This is a genomic window from Sphaerisporangium rubeum, assembly GCF_014207705.1.
Classification (GTDB): Bacteria; Actinomycetota; Actinomycetes; order Streptosporangiales; family Streptosporangiaceae; genus Sphaerisporangium; species Sphaerisporangium rubeum.
The window spans coordinates 1377635-1401543 of sequence record NZ_JACHIU010000001.1 but is presented as its reverse complement, the minus strand read 5'-3'; the positions used below and the strand labels follow the sequence as shown (position 1 = coordinate 1401543).

The 23909-nt window shown below is 72.2% G+C and carries 20 protein-coding genes; 3 read left to right on the top strand and 17 right to left on the bottom strand.

The window, feature by feature from the left end; translation table 11 throughout:
• Positions 1-19: 19 nt before the first annotated feature.
• From BJ992_RS05990 to BJ992_RS05975, 4 genes are read right to left on the bottom strand one after another with little or no spacing between them, the layout of a single operon-like run.
• Positions 20-2773: an FtsX-like permease family protein gene (locus tag BJ992_RS05990; RefSeq protein WP_184978938.1), complete on the bottom strand. Its 2754-nt coding sequence runs from the start codon at positions 2771-2773 to the stop codon at positions 20-22.
• Complete coding sequence (locus tag BJ992_RS05985; RefSeq protein ID WP_184978937.1) at positions 2770-5955, bottom strand: FtsX-like permease family protein; 3186 nt, start codon at positions 5953-5955, stop codon at positions 2770-2772. Before BJ992_RS05985 ends, BJ992_RS05990 begins: the two co-directional genes overlap by 4 nt.
• Positions 5956-5974: 19 nt before the next feature.
• Positions 5975-6670, bottom strand: coding sequence for an ATP-binding cassette domain-containing protein (locus tag BJ992_RS05980; RefSeq protein ID WP_184978936.1), 696 nt, complete (start codon positions 6668-6670; stop codon positions 5975-5977).
• Positions 6667-7599: an ABC transporter ATP-binding protein gene (locus tag BJ992_RS05975; RefSeq protein ID WP_184978935.1), complete on the bottom strand. Its 933-nt coding sequence runs from the start codon at positions 7597-7599 to the stop codon at positions 6667-6669. The genes BJ992_RS05980 and BJ992_RS05975 overlap by 4 nt, the downstream gene beginning before the upstream one ends.
• Before the next feature lie 178 nt (positions 7600-7777).
• Between BJ992_RS05975 and BJ992_RS05970 the strand changes: the two genes are divergently transcribed.
• Positions 7778-7957, top strand: coding sequence for a hypothetical protein (locus tag BJ992_RS05970; protein ID WP_184989463.1), 180 nt, complete (start codon positions 7778-7780; stop codon positions 7955-7957).
• Between the two features lie 6 nt (positions 7958-7963).
• Here BJ992_RS05970 and BJ992_RS05965 read toward each other — a convergent pair whose 3' ends face one another.
• The 4 genes from BJ992_RS05965 to pdxH all read right to left on the bottom strand — a co-directional run bounded on the left by BJ992_RS05965 (position 7964) and on the right by pdxH (position 13300).
• On the bottom strand, positions 7964-10186 hold the full coding sequence (locus BJ992_RS05965; RefSeq protein ID WP_184978934.1) for an ATP-binding SpoIIE family protein phosphatase: 2223 nt from the start codon (positions 10184-10186) through the stop codon (positions 7964-7966).
• 159 nt (positions 10187-10345) lie between these two features.
• Positions 10346-11050, bottom strand: a complete 705-nt coding sequence (locus BJ992_RS05960; protein WP_184978933.1) for an iron-dependent transcriptional repressor DtxR — start codon at positions 11048-11050, stop codon at positions 10346-10348.
• Between the two features lie 196 nt (positions 11051-11246).
• Positions 11247-12563 (bottom strand): MFS transporter, encoded by a 1317-nt coding sequence (locus tag BJ992_RS05955; protein WP_184978932.1) that lies wholly within the window; start codon positions 12561-12563, stop codon positions 11247-11249.
• 83 nt (positions 12564-12646) lie between these two features.
• A complete protein-coding gene (gene pdxH, locus BJ992_RS05950) occupies positions 12647-13300 on the bottom strand; it encodes a pyridoxamine 5'-phosphate oxidase (protein ID WP_184978931.1) in 654 nt (217 codons plus the stop codon).
• A gap of 168 nt (positions 13301-13468) precedes the next feature.
• On the opposite strand from pdxH, the gene BJ992_RS05945 reads away from it, so the two are divergent.
• Positions 13469-14575, top strand: a complete 1107-nt coding sequence (locus BJ992_RS05945; RefSeq protein WP_184978930.1) for a citrate synthase 2 — start codon at positions 13469-13471, stop codon at positions 14573-14575.
• Between the two features lie 196 nt (positions 14576-14771).
• The gene (serC, locus tag BJ992_RS05940) at positions 14772-15884 is read left to right on the top strand and encodes a phosphoserine transaminase (RefSeq protein WP_184978929.1); all 1113 of its coding nucleotides are present in this window, start codon (positions 14772-14774) and stop codon (positions 15882-15884) included.
• On the opposite strand, the gene BJ992_RS05935 is transcribed toward serC, so the two are convergent.
• From BJ992_RS05935 to BJ992_RS05895, 9 genes are all read right to left on the bottom strand, one after another.
• The gene (locus BJ992_RS05935) at positions 15881-16342 is read right to left on the bottom strand and encodes a BlaI/MecI/CopY family transcriptional regulator (protein WP_281390310.1); all 462 of its coding nucleotides are present in this window, start codon (positions 16340-16342) and stop codon (positions 15881-15883) included. The genes serC and BJ992_RS05935 overlap by 4 nt on opposite strands.
• Before the next feature lie 113 nt (positions 16343-16455).
• Entirely contained in the window at positions 16456-17097 is a 642-nt protein-coding gene (locus tag BJ992_RS05930) for a rhomboid family intramembrane serine protease (RefSeq protein WP_184978927.1), read from the bottom strand.
• Positions 17098-17272: 175 nt separating this feature from the next.
• Positions 17273-18037 carry a crotonase/enoyl-CoA hydratase family protein gene (locus BJ992_RS05925; RefSeq protein ID WP_184978926.1) on the bottom strand — a complete coding sequence of 255 codons (765 nt, stop codon included), beginning with the start codon at positions 18035-18037 and terminating at the stop codon, positions 17273-17275.
• A 32-nt stretch (positions 18038-18069) separates the two neighbouring features.
• On the bottom strand, positions 18070-18843 hold the full coding sequence (locus tag BJ992_RS05920) for an SDR family oxidoreductase (RefSeq protein ID WP_184978925.1): 774 nt from the start codon (positions 18841-18843) through the stop codon (positions 18070-18072).
• 48 nt (positions 18844-18891) lie between these two features.
• Positions 18892-19233, bottom strand: coding sequence for an STAS domain-containing protein (locus tag BJ992_RS05915; protein ID WP_184978924.1), 342 nt, complete (start codon positions 19231-19233; stop codon positions 18892-18894).
• A 114-nt stretch (positions 19234-19347) separates the two neighbouring features.
• Complete coding sequence (locus BJ992_RS05910) at positions 19348-20100, bottom strand: energy-coupling factor ABC transporter ATP-binding protein (protein ID WP_221474701.1); 753 nt, start codon at positions 20098-20100, stop codon at positions 19348-19350.
• On the bottom strand, positions 20097-20861 hold the full coding sequence (cbiQ, locus tag BJ992_RS05905) for a cobalt ECF transporter T component CbiQ (protein WP_184978923.1): 765 nt from the start codon (positions 20859-20861) through the stop codon (positions 20097-20099). The genes BJ992_RS05910 and cbiQ overlap by 4 nt, the downstream gene beginning before the upstream one ends.
• On the bottom strand, positions 20861-21889 hold the full coding sequence (locus tag BJ992_RS34155; RefSeq protein ID WP_184978922.1) for an energy-coupling factor ABC transporter permease: 1029 nt from the start codon (positions 21887-21889) through the stop codon (positions 20861-20863). The genes cbiQ and BJ992_RS34155 overlap by 1 nt, the downstream gene beginning before the upstream one ends.
• Positions 21890-21982: 93 nt before the next feature.
• On the bottom strand, positions 21983-23755 hold the full coding sequence (locus BJ992_RS05895; protein WP_184978921.1) for a glycosyltransferase: 1773 nt from the start codon (positions 23753-23755) through the stop codon (positions 21983-21985).
• Positions 23756-23909 lie beyond the last annotated feature (154 nt).

Below are 23909 nucleotides of genomic sequence, written 5' to 3'. Positions count from 1 at the left end.
GTTCCGCTTCCGGCCCGCGTCACGAACCGCCGGCGCGGAGCACCTCGCTCAGCCTGCGGCGGCGGCGCAGCGCGGCCTCGACGGGAACCACGACGGCGACCGCCGCCACGAAGCCGGCGGCCATCACCGCGAGCCACCACCACGGCGGCACCAGGGCCGGGTCGGTGGTCTGTCCGGTGATCAGCCGCAGCGCGAGCGAGCCGAGCGTCAGGCGCGCGAGCAGCACCCCGAGCAGGGGACCGAGCACGGCGGCGGCCACCACCGGCGGCAGCAGTTCACCCGCGGCGACCCAGCGGGTGTCGCGTGGCCGAAGTCCAAGGGTGCGCAGCCGGGTCAGGGTCTGCCAGCGGTCCGGCGCGCTTCCCGCGGCGCCGAGCGCGAGCCCGAGCAGCCCGAGCGCGAGGAGCATCGCGGCCGAGGCCCAGGCCAGCCGCAGCAGGCCCGAGGTCAGCGGCGCCGCGCGCCGTTCCTCCAGCACGTCCGCGCGGACCAGCGGTGCGGCGGCGACGGCGTTCGCCGCGACGGCACGCGCCGCGCCGGGGCCGGTCACCCAGATAGTGTTGGGCTCGGGTGGCATGCCGGCCGCGGTGAGCGCCGCGGCGTCCACGAGCACGAGGTCGGTGGCGTCGCCGATGGCCGGCGCCGTGCCGACGGCGACCAGCGGGATGGGTGGCGCGTCGGCGCGCAGCAGCCGCAGCTTCATGCCGGGCCGCAGGGTGCCGTCCGACGAGCGCACCAGCGCGGGGACATCGCCGGTGCCGGCCGCCGCGAGCCGGTCGAGTCCGGGGGTCTTCGGCAGTGGCGTGGCGGCCTCCAGCCGCCGGAGCGCGCGCGTGTCCACCACCACCAGGCGCGGCTGGACGAACGCGTCCGGCGTGGAGACGCGGGTGAACTCGCTGACCTGTCCGGCGAGTGCCTGCGTGACTCCCGGTGCGGCCGCGACGCGCTCGGCGACGGCGGCGGTCGAGCCGGCCGCGACGGAGGCCATGTCGAGGCGCGCGTCGGCGCCGACGGTGCGCCACGCGCCGTCCTCCATGCCGCGTCCCGCCGTGGCGTCCAAGGTGAAGGCGTACGAGGCGAGCGCGGCGGACGTCACGAGGATCATGAGCGGCAGCACGCGCGCGGACGTCGCGACGGCGCGCGCCGAGCCGAACACCGCGAGCGGCCGGCGTGACCGCAGCGCGCGCTTCAGCGCGGCACCCGTGCCGGCGGGGAGCAGCCGCAGCAGCAGGAGCGTGCCGGCGACGACGCCGAGGGCCGGCGCGCTCGCCGGCAACGACGCGCCGCCGTCCTGTCCGGTCGCGTCGGCGGCGGTGCCGGCCGGCACGATGCCACGCTGGAACAGCGCGACGAACGCGGCGACCGCGGTGATCATGGCCGCGACCTCGACGGTGGCGCGGCGCAGTTGCACGGTGCGCTCGGCCGAGCGGCGCGCGGCCCGGTTGGCGGGGACGCGTTTGTCGCGGGTGGCCCGTGCGGCGGCGAGCACACCGAACGCGGGCCCCGCGACGACGGCGGCCACCACCACCGGTACGGCCCACTCCAGGGAGGTGCCGGGGGCGACCAGGCCGGCCAGCGCCAGCCCGGTCGCGGCGGCGGCCAGCGCGACCAGAGTGGACTCCAGGAGCAGTTCGGCGGCGAGATCGGGAAGGCCCGCGCCTCGCTGCCTGGCGCCGGTCAGCCCGGGGGCCCGTCTGCGGACCAGCAGCTCGGCGGCGAGCAGCAGGACGAGGACCGCGGCGGCGAGTATGCCGGTGAGCAGGACCGACGACTGCGCGAACATGGCGGCGACCCTGGTGCGGATGTCCACCAGCACGTTGTCGAGCTGTGTGGCCCACTTCAGGGAGCTGTCGAAGACGGCCGAGGAGCTGGAGTTGGCCTTGAGCCCGACCACCGATGTGGTGAGCGCCTCGGCGGCCTTCAGGTCGAGCACAGAGGCGTCGGGGCTGAACGAGACGGCGCGGTCGAACTGCTCCGGCTCCAGGGCGAGGCGTGCGTCCGGAAGGGAGTCTCGGGACAGCAGGCCGGCGAGGCGGGTGCTGCCGATGCCGTCGGCCCCCTTGGCGGGGCTCAGCAGCCAGGGGAGGAGCCGCCAAGCGGGGTCGGCGGGGTCGGCGGGCCGGAAGACCCCGCTGACCTTGACCTTCTTGACTTGCCTGTTGTCGTCCATGAGCGGGATGTCGTCGCCTGGCCCGCGGCCGAGGGCCTTGGCGTCGGCCTCGGACAGGCCGACCTGCACCGGCCATGGCGGCGCCTGGTAGGGGATCTCGGCGATGCCGCCCGGGGTGGTGACCGAGGCCTTCGGCGGGCCGCCTTCGACCCAGGTGACCCGGGGGCCGCCGTTGTCGTCGGCGAGGTAGGCGAGCGTGAAGGTGCGCAGCACGCTACCGTCGGTGATCTTGAGCGGGACGCTGGTGGCGCTGGCCACGGGAGCCCGCAGCGCGGCGGTCAGCGTGGGGTCGAGGTTGTCCACCGCGTGTTGGCGGAAGGTGTCGATGTCCTCGGGGAGCTGCGGCTGGCGTGCGCGGCCACCGCCGGGCCCGTCGTCGCGTTCCCAGTTGGCGTGCGCCGTGACGTCGGCGTCGGTGCCGGCGCGGCGGACGGCGTCCTGTACGGCGGCGTCGGCGGTGGCGCGCATCAGCGGCGGTACGGCGCCGGCCAGCAGCGTGACGACCACGACGACGGCGGCGACCAGCAGCAGGGGCCCGGCGTCGGCGCGGGCCCGGCCGCGTACGCTCGGCCAGTGCAGGACGGGGAGCCGGGGGATCCTCATGACGCCACCCGTAGGTGCGCGACGTCGGCGCGTCTCGCCTGCACGGTGACCACGGCGGTCACCGCGACCGTGCAGCCGAGCAGCAGCAGGGCCACCAGGCCTGCCTCCGCGGCCCACGGCCAGCTCGGCAGTGCGGCCGGCAGCGGCGCGGCGCCGGTGTCGGAGCGGACGAGCAGCGGTGCGACGACCCAGGTGGCGAGCGCGCCTGCCGCCGCGCCTGCCGCCACCAGCGGCAGCAGGATGCCGACGTGCTGGCCGAGCAGCACCGTGCGGATCTCCCGCCGGTACATGCCGATGCCGCGCAGCCGCGCCACTTCGAGAGCACGGGCCTGCACGTCGCAGGTCACGTGCAGGATGACGCCGGTCAGCAGCAGCAGCACGGCGGCGGGGACGAGCAGCCGCAGCGCGGCCGGCAGCCCCGCGCGCAGGGGGCCGCTGGACAGCCGGGCCTCCTCGCCGGCGCGGGTGGTGACGGCGCCGAGACCGAGCGCGGTGGCACGCGCGGCGGCGTCGCGTACGGTGGGGCCGCCGACCCACCAGGCGTCCACCGGGGAGTCGAAGTTGCCTGCGGTGACGAGGGCCCGGGACAGGTTGTCGATGTCGGCGAGCACGGCGGCGGCGCCGGGGGCCGAGGGGATGACCGGCAGGACGGTGGCGATGCTGACCTGCACGGGGAACACGCCGACGGTGAGGCTGAGCTGCGAGCCCGGTCTGACGCCGAGCTTGTCGGCGAAGCGGCTGGTCACGGCCACGGGGATCGCACCGGGGTCGGGGAACGCGGTGGCGACGAGAGTGCGGGCCGCGTCCGGGGGGCCGGCGAGGTTGACGGTCGCCGTCATCTTCAGCGCGGCGCCGGTGACGGCCGCGGTCTGCTTGAAAAGGTACTGGGGAGCGGGCTGGAGCGAGGTCGCGGTCCACTCGCCGGCTTTGGCGGCCGATCCCGGTACGCCGAGAGTGACGGAGATGGTGACCTCACCGAAGCCGAGAGGGTCCCAGGACGAGCGGTCGGCGTTGGCCGGCGAGGTCGAGTCGAGCATGACCGGCAGGGACACCGCGACCACCTCCAGGCCGGTGTCGCTCGCGCACGGCGGCAGCGGATGCGGTTCGCCGTCCAGCGGCACAGGGGACCCGGTGCAGGGGGTGCGCAGGCCCGTGGCGTCCTGCACCAGCAGCCGGGGGGTCACCGCGAGCGCCGTGTGCCCGGTCGCCGTGCCGGTCATGGTGAGCGTGGCGCCGGACGGGACCGGCACGCCGGCGACGGGGGCCGGCGGCGCGAGCGCGGCCCCCACGTCGTTCCATGCGCGTCCGTCGTCCAGCCGGCCGCGCAGCAGAGCCCCCGCGCGGGTGGCGTCCACGGCGATCAGCCGTGACGGCTCGCCGGCGTCGCCGAGCCACTGTCCGACCGCGATGCCGCGGTCGGTGGCCGGGCTCACCACTCCCCCGGTGGCCGCGGCGACGTCCGCTCCCTGACCGGTGACCGGCGGGACGGCGAGCGGCAGCGCGAGGTCGGTGCCGACCGACAGCGCGGCCTGGTCGCGCTGCGAGCGCTGCCACGTCGCGTCGAAGCCGACCCCGAACGTGCAGGCCGCGCAGGCCAGGCCGATCAGCAGGCCCGCGGCGACCGCCTGCGGCCGGCGGGCCGCCTCTAGTGTGGCCAGTGGGACGACCAGTCCGCGTGCGCGGCGGGCCAGCCGGTCGGCGCCGCGCAGCGCGGGAGTGACGAGGCGCAGCGCCAGCACGGGGCCGGCGGTGAGCAGCAGCGCTGGAGCGAGCACGCGCACGGCGTCGGTGCGCGCGCTGGAACCGGTGGGCTGCGCGTAGAGCTGCCACCAGCCGACGGCGGCGAACACCACGAGCAGCAGGTCGGCGCCGGACCTGGCCAGCAGCTCACGCCGGCCGCGGCGCTCACCCGGCGCGGCCGAGGGCCGTACCGCGAGGAACACGAGCATCACGGCGAGGGCCAGCACCCCGGCGGCGACGGTGACCGCCTGGACGCCGGTCACGGCCGGTGGGACGGCGAGGCCGGCGCCGGCCATCAGCGGCAGGTGGGTGAGCAAGGAGTGCAGCAGGGACGACGCGGGGATCGCGAGCGCGGTGGCGAGCACGGCGAGGATCGCGGCCTCGGTGGCCGCGGCGGCGGCGAGCTGGCCCCGGCTCACCCCCATGGCCGACAGCAGAGCGATCTCCCCGGCCCGTACGGCGGCGACGAGGCGGCCCGCGAGAGCGAGCGCGGCGGCCGTGAGCACGCTGCCGAGCAGCGCGACGGCCAGCACGGTGGCGGTGGTGACCTGCTGCTGCTCGCGTGCGGCCAGCAGGGTCCCCGGCAGCGCGGAGGCGACGCGTTCGATGCGTATCCGGTCGCCGAGGATGCGTTCGAGGCGGCGGTCGGCGCCGAGCACGGCGGCGGCGACGGTGTCGAGGTCGCGGCGGTCCGGCGCCGACAGGTCGGGCTGAGCGACGACCTCCATGCGGTCGATGGTGGAGCCGCCGGCGAGCATGTCGGTGAGGTCGAGGAGGAAGGGCCCGTAGGCGCGGACCGGCTTGCCTGACCGGCCGTCGTTGTAGGCGAGGTCGAAACCCGCCGCCGACAGCGGGTCGCGGTCCCAGCCGGCGGCCGGCAGGGGACGCACGACGCCGACGACGGTCACGTCGGTCGGCGGCGCGGGCTCTCTGGTCAGCTCGGGGCCGAGCTTCACGCGGTCGCCGACGCGGAGACGGAGCATCCGCGCGGTGGACTCCAGCACGACGGCTTCGAGCGGCGCGGCGCCAGGCGAGGGCCAGCGTCCGGCGGTCAGCCGCGCGCGGGACTTCAGTCCGTCCATGCCGGACAGGTAGGTCACGTCCGCCGGTCCGTCGCGGCCGGTGCCGGGGATCGACCGCAGCAGGGACGACGCGCGCGTGGCCGTCGTGGTGGTGAACGGGGTGAGTGCCGAGGTGAGCAGGCCGCGGGTGTCCTCGGCGACGGACCGCGCGTCCGGCCCGCGCACGGTGACGATGTAGGCGGTGACGGCCGTGTCGGCGGCGGAGGCACGGGACGCCGCGGTCTCCAGGGCTCGCTCGGCGGTGCTGGTGACGAGGAGCGCGCAGGTGCCGAGCAGCGTGGGGCCGACCATCACGACCGCGAGCAGCGCCGCGAGCAGCGGCCACTGGGCCCGCGCGCGCAGGCCGAGCACCCTCAGCACGTACCGCTCCAGATCCGCGTCATGCGTCGTCCTTCTGCTCGTCCAGGCGGCCGTCGCTGATGTGGATGGTCCGGTCGGCCAAGGCGATCATGACGGGGTCGTGGGTGGAGACCAGCACCGTGACGCCTTCGGACTCCACGACCCCGCGCAGCAGGGCCATCACGGCGAGGCCGGTCTCCGCGTCGAGCTGACCGGTCGGTTCGTCGGCGATGAGCAGCCGAGGTGAGGCGGCGAGCGCGCGTGCGATCGCCACGCGCTGCTGCTGACCGCCGGAGAGCTCGCCGGGCCGCTGCTGCGCGTGGTCGGCGAGGCCGACGAGGTCGAGCAGCAGCTCGACGCGGCGTTCGCGTTCCTCCGGCGCGACGCGGGCCAGCCGCAGCGGTGCTCCGACGTTCTCCGCGGCGGACAGCACCGGGATCAGGCCGAACGTCTGGAACACGTAGGCGACCTTCTCGCGCCGCAGCCGGGACAGGCCGTCCTCGTCGAGCGCGGTGACCTCGGTGCCGTCGACGTGGACGGTGCCGGCGTCGGGACGGTCGAGGCCGCCGATGACGTTGAGCAGGGTGGTCTTTCCCGAGCCGGAGCGGCCGACCAGAGCGACCATGGTGCCGGCCTCGACGTCGAACTCCACGTCACGCAGCGCGTGCACAGCGGTGGGACCGGACCCGAAACGCCGGTTGACGCCGCGTACGGTGAGCAGCGGCCCGGCGGTCACGCGTCACCGTCGAGGTCGGGGTGGATCGTGACATGGTCGGATTCGAGGGCCAGCCGGACCCGTCTGGTCAGCGCGAGCGCCTCACGGTAGTCACGGGGCACCTGGACCCGTCCCGCGCGGTCCATCACGGCGTACTCCTCGGCGATGACGTGGGTGCCGCCGTCGTCGCCGGTGGCGGTGCGGCGCAGCACCTCGGTGCTGGTGCGTCCGTCCCGGATCGCGACGGTCCGCTCGACCTGGCCGCTGACCTCGGGATCGTGGGTGACGATGACGACGGTGACGCCGAAGTGCCGGTTGACGTCGCGTAACGCGGCGAAGACCTCGGCGGAGGTCGCGGTGTCCAGCTCGCCGGTCGGTTCGTCGGCCAGCAGCACGCGCGGACTGTTGGCGAGGGCCACCGCGATGGCGACCCGCATCTGCTGTCCGCCGGACATCTGGCCGGGACGGCGGTCGGCGCAGGCCCCGACGCCGAGGGTGTCGAGCAGCTCGACGGCGCGTTCGCGGCGTGTGCGAGCCGGGGTGCGGGCCGCCGTCATCGGCAGGTCGATCATCTGCCTGGCGGTGAGGTACGGCAGGAGGTTGGATGACGTCTGCTGCCGGACGAACCCGACGGTGTGCCGCCGGTAGTGCACGCGGTCGGCCCGTGACATGGCCAGCAGGTTCCACCGGTCGACGCGCGCACGGCCCGCGGTCGGCGCGTCGATGCCGGCGAGGATGGACAGCAGGGTCGACTTGCCCGAGCCGGACGCGCCGACGATGGCGATCATCTCGCCGCTCTCGACGACCAGGTCGAGCCCCTGCAGCGCCTGCACCTCGACCGAGCCGGACTGGTAGATGCGCACGAGGCTCTCGCAGACGACCAGCGCGTCCCGTCCGAACTCCGGTGCCTTCTGGGGTGGCTGCGGCAGGGACAGCGGCGAGATGGACATCCCCCTCCTCGGTCAGGTCGGGTCAGGCGACGCGCCAGACTCTATAGGTCGGATGTGTCCGCACGCCAACATGCGGTGATTTACGTAGTTTGTCCTTCTGGGTTTCCCGGTGCCGCCGCGCCGTTCGCGCGCCGGACGCCGAAGCGCCGCATACTGGTCTGCGGTAGCGAAGGTTTTCGTGGAGGCGGTGGCGGTGGACAACGGCGGGCTGATCCTGCTGATCTTCCTGGCGTTCCTGTTCGCGTGGGGCCTGAACCGCGTCAGGCGGCGCCTGCGCTTCGGCCCCATGGCCTACACCGGCGTGATGCTGACCTTCATGGTCGTGATCCTGGCCGTGTACACCCAGACCTTCCGCTGAGCCGGGTCAGCGGCGGGTGGGGATCTCGAACCAGACGGCCTTGCCTTCCTTGGTGGGCCGCGAACCCCAGCGGCGCGCGAGCTGGTCGACCAGGTAGAGGCCGCGGCCTCCCTCGTCGTTCTCGCCGGCGCTGCGGATGCGCGGCAGGCGCAGGTCCTGGTCGAAGACCTCGACCCAGACCGACTCATCGCCGCGGCGCAGGCGCAGGGTGAACTCCTTCTCGTTCACCACGTCGTTGTCCAGGCCGGGGACGTCCCATGACTCGTCGAACGGCAACGGAGGGCCGTCCATCATGATCAGCTCGCGCCGGGGGACGCTCGAACCGGCGGCGTGCAGCACGACGTTGGTGACGACCTCGGAGACCAGCAGGCAGGCGAGCTCCGCGCTGTCCTCCGGCACACCCCAGCCGGTGAAGGCCTCGGCGGCCATGCGCCGGGCCTCGCCGACCATGATGGGCTGCGCGGGGAAGGTGCGCTCCTCGTAGGCGAGCTCCTTGCCGGCCGACCGGATGACCAGGATCGCCATGTCGTCGTCGATCTCGCCGGGGATGGCGTCGGTCGCGGCGTCGGCGATGCGCTCCACGCTCTCGGTGGAGACCTTGGCGACCTGCTCGCGCAGCGCGCCGAGCATCTCGTCGTAGCTGAGCTGCGGGTCGCCGGACTCACGGGCCGGACGGCGGTCGAGCAGGCCGTCGGTGTACAGCAGGAGCGCGGCGCCGGGAGGCAGCACCCGGGTCTCCTCCTTGTACACGAGGTCGGCGTGCATGCCCTTGGCGCTGACGCCGAGCGGCTGGCCGACCTCGGAGATGTCGAGCTCGGTGACCGTGCCGTCGACGATCAGCAGCGGCGGAGCGTGGCCGGCGTTGGCGAACGACAACTGGCGCGACCATGCGTCGTACACGAGGTACTGGCAGGTCACGATGGGGGGGACGCCGACGCCGAACGCGTCGTCGTCCGGCGCGGCGACGACGCGGGTCCACTCGTCGAGCCGCGCGAGGATGTCGGCCGGCGGCTTGTCGTCCTGCGCGAACGCGCGCAGCGCGGCACGCAGCTGGCCCATGACGGCGGCGGCCTTGGCGCCGCGGCCCTCGACGTCGCCGATGACGATGCCGACCCGGCCCGCCGACAGCGGGATCACGTCGTACCAGTCGCCGCCGACCTGGGTCTGGATGCCCTGGCCGTGGGAGGCGAGCGGCGCGGCGGGCTCGTACCGCACGGCGATCTCCAGGCCGTCGAGCTGCGGCAGCGCGCGCGGCAGGAGGTACTTCTGGAAGGACTCGGCGGTGTGCCGCTCCTCCTCGAACAGCAGAGCGTTGTCGATGGCGATGGCGACGCGGGTGGCGATGGCCCCCACGAAGTCACGGTCGAAGGCGTCGTAGTGCGGCGAGCGGCGGTCGGTGAGGTTGGACAGGCCGAGGTACATCAACCCGAGCGTCATGCCTCTGGCGCACAGCGGCGCGACGATGGCGGACGTCATGCCGATCTCGCCGCACAGCCTGCTGCTCGCCTCGCTGACCGCCGGGTAGCCGCTCTGCGCGAAGTCCTCGACGAGGATGGTCTCCTGACGGCGCAGCGCGATCTCGGCGTAGTGGCCCGGCGGGTAGCGGATGTCGGAGCCGACCGGCTTCCAGGTGCCGGGTGGAGGTGTCCAGCCCTTGACGTGGGTGGAGACCTTGCGGATGAGCCGCTCACCCTCGGTGAGCTCGATGAAGCAGTGGTCGGCGAACTGCGGCACGAGCATCTCGGCGACGCGGCTCAGGGTCTCGCCGACGTGCAGCGACCCGGCGAGACGCTCGCCGATGCGCTCCAGCAGCCCGAAGCGGTCCTTCTCGCGCTCGTTGCTGCGCATCGCCTCACGCGCGGTGATGACGATGCCGGTGACCGAGCCGGTGGTGTGGCGCAGGGGGACGGCCTGGGCCCGGACGTAGATGATGGAGCCGTCCGCGCGTGAGATGTCGAACGTGCCCTCCCACACCCCGCCTTTGAGCACGTGCTTGGCGAGCTCGATGGCGAGGGGGTGGTCCTTCTCCATGATCCCTAAGGACGGCGCGGCCCGCTCGGCGCCGGCCGGCCGCTCGGCCTGGCCGAAGAGCCGCTCGGCGAAGGGATTCCAGTACAGGACGTTGCTGAAACGGTCGGTGACGACCACGGCCAGCTCGGCGTGGTCGAGGACCGACCCGGCCGTCATGTGGTCGGCGGCGTCCTGTGAGAGGTCACCCCAGTGCTTCATGACGCGACCGCTCTGAAGAGGGCGCAGACGACCACGTGTGCTCCTGCGGCGGTCTCGACGGCATGGTGAGGAAGGCCCGGACGGGACGGGCCTGACACATGGTGCACCTCGGAACGGGGGAAGCCCATGGCGGGAATCGACCAAGAACGCCGTGGGCTGTCAGCGTCTGGACACGAAGACGTGCGCGGCGACATCGCGGGGGATGTTCGCGGGGGTACTGTCCGCCTCATCGTCACCTGTCACCCGTACACCGTCGTCGCTCGCCGCGAGCGTCACCTCGCGTCCGGGTTGTATCCCAACTTGCTTGAGTTTAAGCATCACGGTGGGATCACTTTGCACTTGTTCGCTGATTCGCCTCACCACCACCGGCAGGTCGCCGGAGCCCACGAGGTCGAGCATGGCCGCGATGGTCTCGGCCTCACCCTTGTCGGACTCGATGACGCCGAGCTCGTCGAGCCCCGGGATGGGGTTGCCGTGCGGGCAGACGACGGGGCTGTCGAGCAGGCTGACCAGCCGCGTCTCCACAGACTCCGACATGACGTGCTCCCAGCGGCACGCCTCGACATGGACCTCCTCCCACGGCAGGCCGATGACCTGGGTGAGGAGGCACTCGGCCAGGCGGTGCTTGCGCATCACCCGGGTGGCGAGGGTGCGTCCGAGATCGGTCATGGTGAGGTGGCGGTCACCCTCGACCCGGACGAGGCCGTCGCGCTCCATGCGAGCGACCGTCTGGCTGACCGTCGGACCGCTCTGCTGCAGTCGCTCGGCGATGCGGGCCCGCAAAGGGACGATTCCCTCTTCTTCCAGCTCGTAGATCGTCCGGAGGTACATCTCCGTGGTGTCGATCAGGCCGTGTGCGGTCAAGGCTCCTCCCCTCCCGATATCCCGATGCTACGTCCAGCTCCGGGGTGGAAAGCCGCGTGCGAGCAGGCGGAGAGGCACCTCTCCCCGGAGTCGCGGTCTCGACGTCCGAACGAAGCTTACGCAGACCGACCGACGGAAACGGTCGGGCAGGCAGGCGGCAGCGGCGCGGGAGGACGTGATTCCGGCCTCTAGCATCTCATTGTTCGGCGTCGCCGTCGCGTGTATGTCCAGAACGTGATCGTTGATCCGCGTCATCCGGCCCCCGCGCGAGCCGCAGCCCCGCGTCGTACCGCCGGAACGCGGGGACGGCGAGCCCGGCGGCCACGACGAGCACCGCGCAGATCAGCCCGCCGCCGGCCCAGGCCGGCACCAGCCCGAAGGCGCTGGCCGTGGCCCCGGCCCGCAGGTCGCCGAGGCGCGGCCCGCCGGCCACCACGACCATGAAGACCCCCTGCATGCGGCCGCGCATCTCGTCGGGTGCGTAGGTCTGCAGGATGGTCTGCCGCCACACCGCCGACACCAGGTCGAGCGCGCCGCCGACGGCGAGCAGCGCGACCGCGAGCCACAGGTCGTGGGTGAACGCCGCCGCCGCGACGGTCAGGCCCCACAGAGCGATCACCCAGGTCAGCGCGAGACCCTGGCGCCGTACCCTGCCGACCCAGCCCGACAGCAGGCCGGCGGCGACCGATCCGATGGCGATGCTCGCCGACAGCCAGCCGAACGCCACCGGCGACCCGCCGAAACGTTCGGCGGTCAGCTCGGGGAACAGGGCTCTCGGCAGCGCGAACGCCATGGCGATGATGTCCACGACGAACGACATGAGCACCACGGGGTGGCCCCCGATGTACCGCAGTCCGTCGACGACCGAGCGCAGGCCGGGACGCACGATGTCGCCTATCGGGGGGAGGCGCGGCAGCCGCAGCGCGGCGTAGAGACCGGCGGTGAACAGCACGGCGTCGATGAGGTAGGCGGTGGCGTACCCCGACCTGGCGAGCACGAGGCCGGCCAGCAGCGGCCCCGCGACCGAGCCCGCGCTGCTGACCAGGAAGTTCAGCGTGTTGGCCGCCGCGACGCGCTCGGTCGGCACCAGCCGGGGGATGATCGCGCCACGGGTCGGCGAGGTGACCGCGAAGCCGGTGGACTGCACGGCGATCACGACGATGATGAACAGCACGCTGTCCACCCGGGCCCAGGCGTGCAGCAGCAGCGCCAAGGTCGCGGCCCACGCGACGAACGAGCCGGTGATCAGCAGCCTGCGCCGGTCCACCGCGTCGGCGACCGCGCCGCCCCACAGGCCGAACACCACCAGGGGGATGAGGTTGGCGGGGCCGAGCAGCCCCACCCACAGCGACGACCTGGTGATGTCGTACACCTGCGCGCTGACCGCCACCGAGGTGAGCTGGAACCCGATGAACGAGACACCCTGGCCGGTCAGCAACCGGCGGTAGGCGGGGATGCGCAGCGGCCGGGTGTCCACGGCGACGCGTCTCAGGCCTGACTGGACCCCCGGCATTCCCCCACCTCACGCACTCCGGACAACACGCCAGACTCTGGGATGACTCCGGCACCTTATCCGTACGGCCTGGGTGATCTTCGTCAGGGTGCGAGCCGCTCCACGATCCAGGAGTCCCCGGAACGGCGGTAGCGCAGCCGGTCGTGCATGCGGTCCACCTGCCCCTGCCAGAACTCCACCTCCGCGGGGACCACCCGGAAGCCGCCCCAGAAGTCCGGCATCGGCGGCTCCTCCGGCCACCGCTCCGCGAGCTCCTGGTACCGCTCGTCGAGCTGCTCGCGCGACCCCACCACGGCGGACTGCCGCGAGGCCCACGCGCCGATGCGTGAACCGTAGGGACGAGAATGGAAGTACGCGGCGGACACCTCGCGCGGCAGCCGCACCACCGGCCCCTCCACCCGCACCTGGCGGCGCAGCGGGTGCCAGGGGAACACCAGCCCGGCCCGCGCGTTCTCCGCGAGGTCGCGTCCCTTGCGTGACTCGTAGTTGGTGTAGAAGACGAAACCCTCGCTGTCGTACCCCTTCAGCAGGACGGTCCTGGCGCTCGGCCGGCCGCCCGCCGAGGCGGTGGCGAGGATCATGGCGTTCGGCTCCGGCAGGCCCGCCTCGACGGCGTCGGCGAACCATGACGCGAACTGCGTGACAGGGTCGGCGGCGAGATCGGCCTCACGCAGAGGCTTGCCCTCATATGTACGGCGAAGCCCGGCGAAGTACGGCGGGCTCGATGCGGCATCCACGGATCGGTATTCTCCCGCGTCCCGCCACGATCACGACAGTAGCCCCCCACCTGCGCCGATCCCGTTCCGGCGGGTCCGGGGGCGGAGCACTCATGCCAAGGGGGTTGAATATGACCCGCCGGTATCTCGACATCAAGGCTTTGACTTCAGAAAGGGAGGCGGCCGCGAATGTCCGACTTCAAACCCGGGCTGGAAGGCGTAGTAGCGTTCGAGACCGAGATCGCGGAACCGGACAAAGAAGGGGGCGCCCTTCGCTACCGGGGCGTCGACATCGAAGAGCTGGTCGGCAGGGTCTCCTACGGGCACGTCTGGGGCCTGCTCGTCGACAACAAGTTCCAGCCGGGCCTTCCCCCGGCCGAGCCGTACCCCATCCCCGTCCACTCCGGTGACATCCGCGTCGACGTCCAGAGCGCCTTGGCCATGCTGGCCCCGGCCTACGGCTTCCGGCCGCTGCTCGACATCGACGAGGCGCAGGCCCGCGACGACCTCGCGCGCGCCTCCGTCACGGCGCTGTCCTTCGTCGCGCAGTCCGCGCGCGGTCTCGGTCTTCCCATGGTCCCGCAGGCCCGTGTGGACGAGGCCGGTTCGATCGTCGAGCGGTTCATGATCCGCTGGCGCGGTGAGCCTGATCCCAAGCACGTCAAGGCCATCGACGCGTACTGGACCTCCGCCGCCGAGCACGGCATGAACGCCTCCACGTTCACCGCCAGGGTCATCGCCTCGACCGGCGCCGACGTCGCGGCGGCGCTGTCCGGCGCGGTCGGCGCCATGTCGGGCCCGCTGCACGGCGGGGCTCCGGCACGCGTGCTGCACATGATCGAGGAGGTCGAGCGCCTCGGCAGCGCGGAGACCTATGTCAAGCAGGCCCTGGACAGCGGTGAGCGCCTGATGGGCTTCGGCCATCGGGTGTACCGCGCCGAGGACCCCCGGGCCCGTGTGCTGCGCCGCGCCGCGCAGGAGCTCGGCGCACCCCGGTACGAGGTCGCGGTGGCCCTGGAGAACGCCGCGCTGGCCGAGCTGCACGCGCGCAAGCCGGACCGTGTGCTCGCCACCAACGTGGAGTTCTGGGCCGCGATCATGCTGGACTTCGCCGAGGTCCCCCCGCACATGTTCACCTCGATGTTCACCTGCGCTCGCACCGCGGGCTGGGCCGCGCACATCCTGGAGCAGAAGCGCACGGGCAGGCTGGTCCGCCCCAGCGCACGCTACGTCGGCCCTCCGCAGCGCTCGATCGGCGACGTGCCGGGTGCCGCGGAGGTCGCCGGCTCCTTCTGAGGTCCCCCCGGCCTATCTCCCACGCACCGGCCGTTCCGCACGTCTCCCGCACGCCCCCGACAGACGGCCCGCAGCCCTGGTTGCGGGCCTTCCGGCGTGCACCGGCCCCTACGCGGCCGTTTCCTCACCCCTGGACACGCGTCTCAGGATCCGGACCCGCGACATGACCACCGGCAGGCGTCACTACCCTGGATGGGTGGCTGACATCGTGATTCCCGCTGAACTCAAGCCCGCTGACGGCCGTTTCGGCTCCGGGCCTTCCAAGGTACGACCCGAGCAGCTCGCCGCGCTCGCGAGCGGCGGCGCGAGCGTGATGGGCACCTCTCACCGGCAGAAGCCGGTGCGGGCCGTGGTGCGCCGGGTGCGCGACGGGCTCAGCGAGCTGTTCTCGCTGCCCGAGGGGTACGAAGTGGTGCTCGGCAACGGCGGCACCACCGCGTTCTGGGACATCGCCGCCTTCGGGCTGATCAAGGAGCGCTCCCAGCACCTGAGCTTCGGCGAGTTCTCCTCGAAGTTCGCGACCGTGGCCGCCAAGGCCCCGTGGCTGGCCGACCCGAGCGTGATCAAGTCCGAACCCGGCACCCACCCGCTGCCGCGGGCCGAGGAGGGTGTCGACGTCTACGCGCTGACGCACAACGAGACCTCCACCGGTGTGGCGATGCCGATCGAGCGGGTCGGCGGCGACGAGGCGCTGGTGCTGGTGGACGCGACCTCAGGCGCCGGCGGCCTGCCGGTGCGGATCTCCGAGACCGACGTCTACTACTTCGCGCCGCAGAAGAGCTTCGCCTCCGACGGCGGCCTGTGGCTCGCGCTGTTCTCGCCGCGCGCGCTTGAGCGCGTGTCCGAGATCGAGGCGACCGGCCGGTTCGTCCCCGAGTTCTTCAGCCTGCCGACGGCGATCGACAACTCGCGCAAGGACCAGACCTACAACACGCCGGCGCTCGCGACGCTGCTGCTGCTCGCCGACCAGCTCGACTGGATGAACGGCAACGGCGGCCTCGACTGGACGGCCTCGCGCACCGCGGACTCGGCGTCCCGGCTGTACAACTGGGCCGAGAAGACGTCCTACACCACGCCGTTCGTGGCCGACCCGGCGCAGCGGTCCAACGTGGTCGGCACGATCGACTTCACCGGCGAGGTGGACGCCGCCGAGGTGGCCAAGGTCCTGCGGGCCAACGGCATCGTGGACACCGAGCCGTACCGCAAGCTCGGCCGCAACCAGTTGCGCATCGCGATGTTCCCCGCGGTGGACCCGGCCGACGTCGAGGCCCTGACCGCGTGCGTCGACCACGTGGTGGAGCGGCTCTAGGGACGGCGGCCGTCCCCGGCCTCCGAGGCCGGCCGGGACGGCTCAGGCGCGGGCGGGGGCACCCAGCCGGGGCCCCCGACGGGCTTGTGGCCCGCCGTGCGGCGGGCCAGTTCCTCCAGCAGGCGCAGTGCGTCGTCGAGGTCGACGCTCTGCGCGAAGCACGACAGCACGGGTGCGCGGTCGGAGGTGCCGGCCAGGGCCTCCAGCATCACGGCGGTGACGTGCTCGTCGCGGGTCCGGCACGCGGAGTAGCGGAACGCCTTGCCTTCCGGCGTGCGGCTGAGCAGGCCCTTCTTGACGAGGCGTTCCGCGACCGTCTGGACGGTGGTGTAGGCGAGCGGTTTGGCGGCGCCGCAGTTGAGTGCTTCCTGGAGTTCGCGCACGAGCGTCGGTCGCGAGGAATCCCAGAGCACCTCCATGATGGCGCGCTCTAACGACCCCAGATTATGCACTCTCATATTGTCCCTCAGGCGTCCCTGTCGCGACTAGTTAAGTTCCATATCGCCTGAGTTTGTATGGATAAGCGAAGTTTCATGGTTTCTGCCACTTAATGCCCCTCTATGAGGGGAATTCAGGCCACCGCCTGCCGCCTCCTGCGGCGCAGGATCCAGGCGGCGAGCACCCCGCCGATGAGCCCGAAAAGGTGCCCCTGCCAGGAGATTCCCGGCTGTCCCGGCAGCACCCCCTGGATCAGCGAGTAGTACGCCACGGCGACGACCAGTCCGAGCACGATGTCGAGCAGGTGCCGGTCGAACAGCCCCCGAGTCACGACATATCCGAAATAGCCGAAAACGAGGCCACTGGCCCCCACCGTCAGCGCTCCCGGCGGGCTGAGCAACCACACACCCATGCCGCTGACCACGATGATGATCAGACTGGCCGCGAGGAACCGGCCGATCCCCCGCAGCGCGGCGAGGAACCCGAGTATCGCCAGCGGCACCGTGTTGGCGATGAGATGAGCGAACCCGGCGTGCAGGAACGGCGCCGCCAGGATGCCGGGAAGGCCGTACCGATCGTGCGCGACGATGCCGTACTGGTCCAGCCTGAGTGACAGCGCGTAGTCGGCGATCTCCAGGCCCCACTCGACGGCCACCAGGAGCATGACGATGAGCGCCGCGCCGAGCGCACCCGTCAGCACGCCGACGACCCGCCGCTTGACCGCGTCGCCGGAGGGCCGGCCGGTCGGCGCCAGCCGCGTGGCGTAGTCGCCCATGTCTCTCCCGCTTTCCTGATGGCTCTCCACAGGAGGCCCGCCTCCCTCCGGAGGCGCTGTGGAACGTGCTTTGCCTCCTTTTACCGTAAGCGATCGGTGTTTAACCTGTGTTGCGGCGGAAAACGAAAGGCGCGCGCCGGCAGGCCGGCACGCGCCTCGCGAGGTCGGCCGTCGGTCACTCCCCGGTCCACCTCGGCGGCCGCTTCTCGGCGAACGCCGCGGCCCCCTCCATGGCGTCCTTGGAACGGAACACCGGGTCCACCACCTCGGCCTGCTTGGTGAACATCTCGTCCTGCGACCAGTCGGCCGACTCGACGACCAGCCGCTTGGTCCCGAGCAGCGACAGCGGCGCGTTGGCCGCGATCCTCGCCGCCAGTTCCCTGGCCGCGGCGAGCGCCTCACCCTCGGGGGTGACCTTGTTCACGAGGCCCAGCTCGTACAGCCGCGCCGCCGGGTAGAAGTCGCCGGTCAGAGCGATCTCCATGGCCACGTGGTACGGGATGCGGCGCGGCAGCCGCAGCACGCCGCCGGCCGCCGCGACCAGGCCGCGCTTGGGTTCCGGCAGGCCGAACTTCGCCTCCTGCGAGGCCACCACGAGGTCGCACGACAGCACCACCTCGAAGCCGCCGGCCAGCGCGTACCCCTCGACCGCCGCGATCATCGGCTTCTTCGGCGGGTTCTCCGTGATGCCGCCGAACCCCCTGCCCTCCACATGCGGGAAGTCGCCGGTGAGGAAGGCCTTCAGGTCCATGCCGGCGCAGAACGTGCCACCCGCGCCGGTCAGGACGTACACCGCGACGTCCTTGCGCTCCTCCAGCTCGTCCAGCGCCGCCGCCATGGCGCGGGCCACCGCGCCGTTGATGGCGTTGCGCGCCTTCGGCCGGTTGATGGTGATGACGGCGATGCCGCCGTCCACCTCGACGAGTACTTCGTCAGACACCCGAGCACCTTTCGTTCGGTCCGGCTCCCTGGTCACTTGGGCTGGAAGCGGATGCCGCCGTCGAAACGGATGACCTCGCCGTTCATGTAGTCGTTCTCGATCAGCGCGCGCACCAGCTGCGCGAACTCCGAGGCGCGGCCCATGCGCTTGGGGAACGGCACCGGCGCCGACAGCTTGGCCTTGAACTCCTCCGCCTGCGGGCCCGAGCCGTAGATCGGGGTGTCGATGATGCCGGGGCAGACGGTGAGCACCCGCACGCCGATGGCCGCGAGGTCACGGGCCGCCGGCAGGGTCATGCCGATGATGCCGCCCTTGGACGCGGAGTAGGCGACCTGTCCGGTCTGCCCCTCGATGCCGGCCACCGACGCGGTGTTGATCACGACACCGCGCGCGCCGTCCTCGTCGGCGGCCTCGGTCTTCGCCATGGCGGCGGCGCCGATGCGCATGAGGTTGAACGTGCCGATCAGGTTGACGTCGATCACCTTGCGGTAGCTCGCGAGGTCGTGCGGCGACCCGTCGCGGTTCACCGTGCGGGAGGCCCAGCCGATGCCGGCGCTGTTGACCACCGCGCGAAGCGGCTTGCCGGTCGCGACGGCCGCCTCGACGGCCGCCTGCACCGAGGCCTCGTCGGAGACGTCGGTGTGGACGAAGACGCCGCCGAGCTCGTCGGCCAGTGCCTTGCCGCGCTCGGTGTTCAGATCGGCGATCACGACGGTCGCGCCGATGCCGGCCAGCTCGCGCGCCGTGGCCTCACCGAGGCCGCTGGCGGCGCCTGAGATGATTGCTGCTGCTCCGTTCAGGTCCATAACCTGGACCCTAACGTGCCAACCGAACGAAGTTCTACTGCGAGTGGCTCAAATCTCGGCGGAGATCGCGGCGTCGACATCGGGGTAGACCTTGATGCGGCGATCAAGGCCCGTGGTGCGCAGAATGCGCGCCACCGGTGCCTGCGGCGCCGCCAGCGCGACCCCACCACCCTCACCGGTCGCCAGCCGCCACGCCTCGATCAGCACCGACAGGCCGCTCGAATCCATGAACGACAGCTCACCGAGATCGAGCACCAGCTTGCTGCTGTCCTGCATGATCGCCTCGCGCACCTCGTCGCGCAGGAACGGCGCGGTGAACAGGTCAAGCTCGCCCTCGACAGCGACGACGACGGCGTCCCCGAACGCTCGCCGCGCGAGTCGCAGCTTCATGTGGAACCTCCTCGCGGGCCCACTTTACTTCGCCTACACCGTGCCTCAGGTCACCCAACCACAAGACAAGGTGATCTCACCACATGGCGGGGGCACCACATTTGACCGGACGGGTCAAGGACCGCCGACAGGCACGGAGAACCCGAACGGCAACTCCAGCCGGTGCGCCGCCAGCAGATCCGGATCGGAGAGGATGTCGCGGGTCGGCCCGTCCGCGGCGATCACGCCGCCGGACAGCACCAGCGAGCGCTCGCACAGCTCCAGCGCGTACGGCAGGTCGTGCGTCACCATCAGCACCGTGACGTCCAGGGAGCGCAGGATCTGCGCGAGCTCGCGCCGGGCCGCCGGATCCAGGTTGGACGAGGGCTCGTCCAGCACCAGGATCTCCGGCTCCATCGCGAGAACCGTGGCCACCGCCACGCGGCGGCGCTGGCCGAACGACAGGTGATGCGGCGGCCGGTCGATCACCTCCGGCAGCCCCACCCGGTCGAGCGCCGCGCGGACCCGGCGGTCCAGTTCCTCGCCGCGTAACCCGAGGTTGGCCGGGCCGAACGCGACGTCCTCGCGCACCGTCGGCATGAAGAGCTGGTCGTCGGGGTCCTGGAACACCAGGCCGACCCGCCGCCTGATCTCCGGCAGCGTGTCGCGCCGCACCGGCATGCCCGCGACCTCGACCGTGCCGTGGCCGGCCGTCAGGATGCCGTTCAGGTGCATGACCAGCGTCGTCTTGCCAGCGCCGTTCGGGCCGAGCAGCGCGACCCGCTCGCCGGCGGCGATGGTGAGGTCCACGCCGAACAGCGCCTGCGTGCCGTCGGGATAGGCGTACGCCAGCTCGCTGACCCGCAGGGACGGCGGAGCGGTGGTCAAAGGAGGCTCCAGGAGATCGTGGCCGCGAGCAGCGCGGCGGCCGGGAGTACGGCGGCGGCGCGCCAGTCGCGCGCGGTGGCCCGCCGGTCGTCGATCACCGGCATCTCGCCGGTGTACCCGCGGCTCAGCATGGCCAGGTGGACCCGCTCGCCGCGCTCGTAGGAACGGATGAACAACGCGCCGGCCGAACGCGCGAGGACCGGGGCCTGACGCAGGTCACGGGCCCGGAAGCCGCGTGACTCCCTGGCCACCCGCATGCGGCGGACCTGGTCGAGGATCACGTCCAGGTAGCGGAGCATGAACATCGCGATCTGCACCAGCAGCGACGGCAGGCGCAGCCGCCGCGCGCCGAGCAGCAGCGCACGGGGCTCGGTGGTCGCGGCGAGCAGGACGCTCGCCGCCACGCCGAGTGTCGCCTTGGCGAGGATGTTCCACGCGGCCCACAGACCCGCCACGCTCAGCGACAGGCCGAGCACCTGGACACGCGCACCGAGGCCGATGACCGGCAACGCCACCGCGAACAGCACGAACGGCACCTCGACCACCATGCGGCGCAGCACGAACCCCGGCGGGACGTGCGCCACCGCCGCCACCGCCGCGAGCAGCGCGGCGTAGAACGCGAAGGCCCAGAAGGCCTCACGCGGGGTGGCGACCACCACCACGGCGAACGCGACCACCGCCGCCAGCTTGCACTGCGGCGGCAGCCGGTGGACCGCCGTGTCTCCCGGCAGGAAGAGCCTGTGGTGGTGGCCCGCCCCCATCAGACCTTGGTCCGCTCCCGGCGCCGCACCGCCGTGAAGATCGCGCCACCGGCCGCGACCGTGATGACCACGCCGGCCACCCCCGCGAGCCCGACCGCCAGGCGTTCGTCGCCGACGCCGCGCACGCCGTAGTCGGCCAGCGGCGAGTCACCGAGGGGGTGGTCGCGCTTCTGCGCGTCGAGCCCCTTGTCCCCGGCGACCTTCTCCAGGCCGTCGGGGCTGCTGGAGGCGTAGAACGAGACGAATCCGGCGAGCAGCAGCGCCACCAGCGCGCCGCCGACGAGGAGGGGACGGGTGCCGGCCTTCTTCGGAGCCTGCTCGGCCCCGGCGGCCGGCGCAGTGACCGGTACAGCGCCGTCCGCCGTGCGCAGCAGCAGCGGCGCGGTGAGACCGCGCGCGCCGTACACCAGGTCGGGCCGGACGGCGAGGACGCTGCTCACGGTGAGCGCGGTGATGACGCCTTCGCCGACACCGATGAGGACGTGCACGCCACCCATGGCCGCCGCCACCGCACCCACGTCGATCGGCGCGGTGCCGCCGATCCAGAACAGCACGGTGAAGACCAGCGCCGCGGCCGGCACGGACACCAGCGCGCCGGCGAACGCGGCCACCGGCACGACTGCTCGGCGCGGCGCGGCCCGCAGGACCAGCCGGAACACGGCCCAGCCCACCACGGTCGTCACGATGGCCATCAAGGTGATGTTGACGCCGAGCGCCGTCAGGCCGCCGTCGGCGAAGAAGAACGCCTGGACCAACAGCACCACGGCCACGCACAACACCGCCGTGTACGGCCCCACGAGCACCGCCGCCAGCGCTCCGCCGAGCAGGTGGCCGCTGGTCCCCGCCGCGACCGGGAAGTTCAGCATCTGGACGGCGAACACGAAGGCCGCCACCAGGCCCGCCATCGGGGCCGTCCTGTCGTCCAGTTCCCGCTTGGCGTTCCGCAGGCCGACCGCGACACCCGCCGCCGCGACCCCACCCGCCGCGACGGACACGGCCGCGTTGAAGAAACCATCAGGTACGTGCACGAGAATCCTCCGATGACCGATTCACCGTCACTCTAGGCCATGCTCTTGTAGTTGCAAATAACTGGCATTAAGCGGCCGGTGTGAGAACTTCGGTCAGCGGACCAGGCGGAAGGAGTTGCGCACGACGGACTTGGGGCCGCGGGAGAGGACCGAGACGATGAGCCTGCGGCGAAGTTTGGAGACTCGGGTGGAGGCGGTCCAGCGGTGGGAGCCGCGCCACCATGTCGTGGTGGCGGTCAAGGTCGAGTCGGTGACCTGCACCGGGTAGCGGATGGGGGGGCCACCGAGGTTGAGCTCAAGGGTGGCCTCCCAGGTGCCGGGTGCGTCCAGGTGTGCGGCGGCGGTGAAGCGGGTGTCGCCGAGGTCGGTGGCGGGGACGCGGCGTTCGTGGCCTGTGGTGCGTTCGCGCCAGATCAGGTGGCGCGCGCGGCGTGCGGCGGGACAGCCGGGGCCGACGGTCACGGTGCCCTCGATGGTGAGCAGGCCCTTGGCACCCCAGGCGGCGCGGGTGAGGCGGACGGTGCCGGGGACGGGGGCCAGGCGGCCACCGATGTCGATGCTGAGGTTGCCGTGCGCGCGGGTGAAGTAGGGGACGGCGACGGCGGACAGCAACCGGGGGCCGGGGGCCTCCACGCCGGGGACGCGGTCGGCGCCGAAGCGGACCACCCGCCGCACGCCTTCGCAGGCCAGCACGACGTACACGTCCCACACGCCGGGAGGCAGCCGGGAGACCCGCACGGTGCCGGCGAACACGTCCGCCACGGCGGTGACCGGCACGCGGCGCTCGGCGGTGGTGAAGCGCTCGCGTAACAGCAGGCCGACGGTGACGCCGTTCCAGGCGTCGGCCAGCGAGGCGGTGCCGGTGACCTCGAGCCGGTCGCCGGCCCACTCCAGCCCGGTGAGCCGCCGCCGCAGCTCGGCCGCCTCGACCTGCGCGATGCGCACCAGCCGGTCGACGTCCCCCGCGCAGGCGACCCGGAGCCGGTCGACGGGCCGCAGCAGGTCGAGCGTGCCCTCGGTCAGCCAGGCCTGGCACATGGCGGCCACCTCGCGCGCGATGGCCCGCCGGGTCGGCGGGTCGGCCGCGAGGAACGGCGCGCCGAGCTGCGCGAGGATGTCGAAACGGAAGTGCCGCCGCAGCAGGTGGTCGCGCAGCGGCCCCGGCGGGACGTGGCGCGTCATGAGCTCGATGGGGGTGTGGACCATGCGCAGCCACGCCAGCGGGTGACGGCTGCCGGGCTCCTGCATGACGCTGGTGCCGTCGGGCCGGGACACGAGGTGGTAGCAGTCGTGGTCGGCGACCACGGAGATGGTGCGCGCGTGGCAGTAGGCGTGGACCGAGAAGACCATGTCCTCCCCCACGCGCAACGACTCGTCGAACACAATGCTGTGGCGGACGAGCATCTCGCGGCGGAACAGTTTGAAACAGGTGAGCGCGTTGTAGACGGTGCTGTCGCCGAGCGGCGCGTTGTCGCGGTTCTCACGGAACATCGAGGTGGGGACCTTGCGTCCGTGACCCACCATCTTGCCGAGCACGATGTCGGAACCGTTGCGCTCCGCCATGGCGACCATGCGCGGCAACGCCTCGGGCCCGAGGTGGTCGTCGGCGTCGCAGAAGAAGACGTACCGGCCGGTGGCGTGGGCCAGGCCCCGGTTGCGCGGACGGCCCGCGCCGCCGGACGCGGGTTGGTGGAAGACCCGTATCTCGGCATATTTCTCCGCGTACTCGGCGAGGAGCTCCCGGCTGCCGTCGGTGGAGCCGTCGTCCACCACGATGATCTCCTTGCCGACGGCCTGGGCCAGCAGCGACGTGAGGCACCGGTCGAGGTAGGGGCGGCAGTTGTGGACGGGCACCACGATGCTCACGTCGACAGGCCGGTCACTTTCCGTCTCCATTACGATTCATTATGTGACCGTTGACCGGGGACCTGGAAGTCAATCCCCGCCTTGTCTCCGCTGCGACCCAATGTCTTTTCGCTGCTGAGGGGCTTATTACCGTTTTAGGAGGGTAACGAGGGTC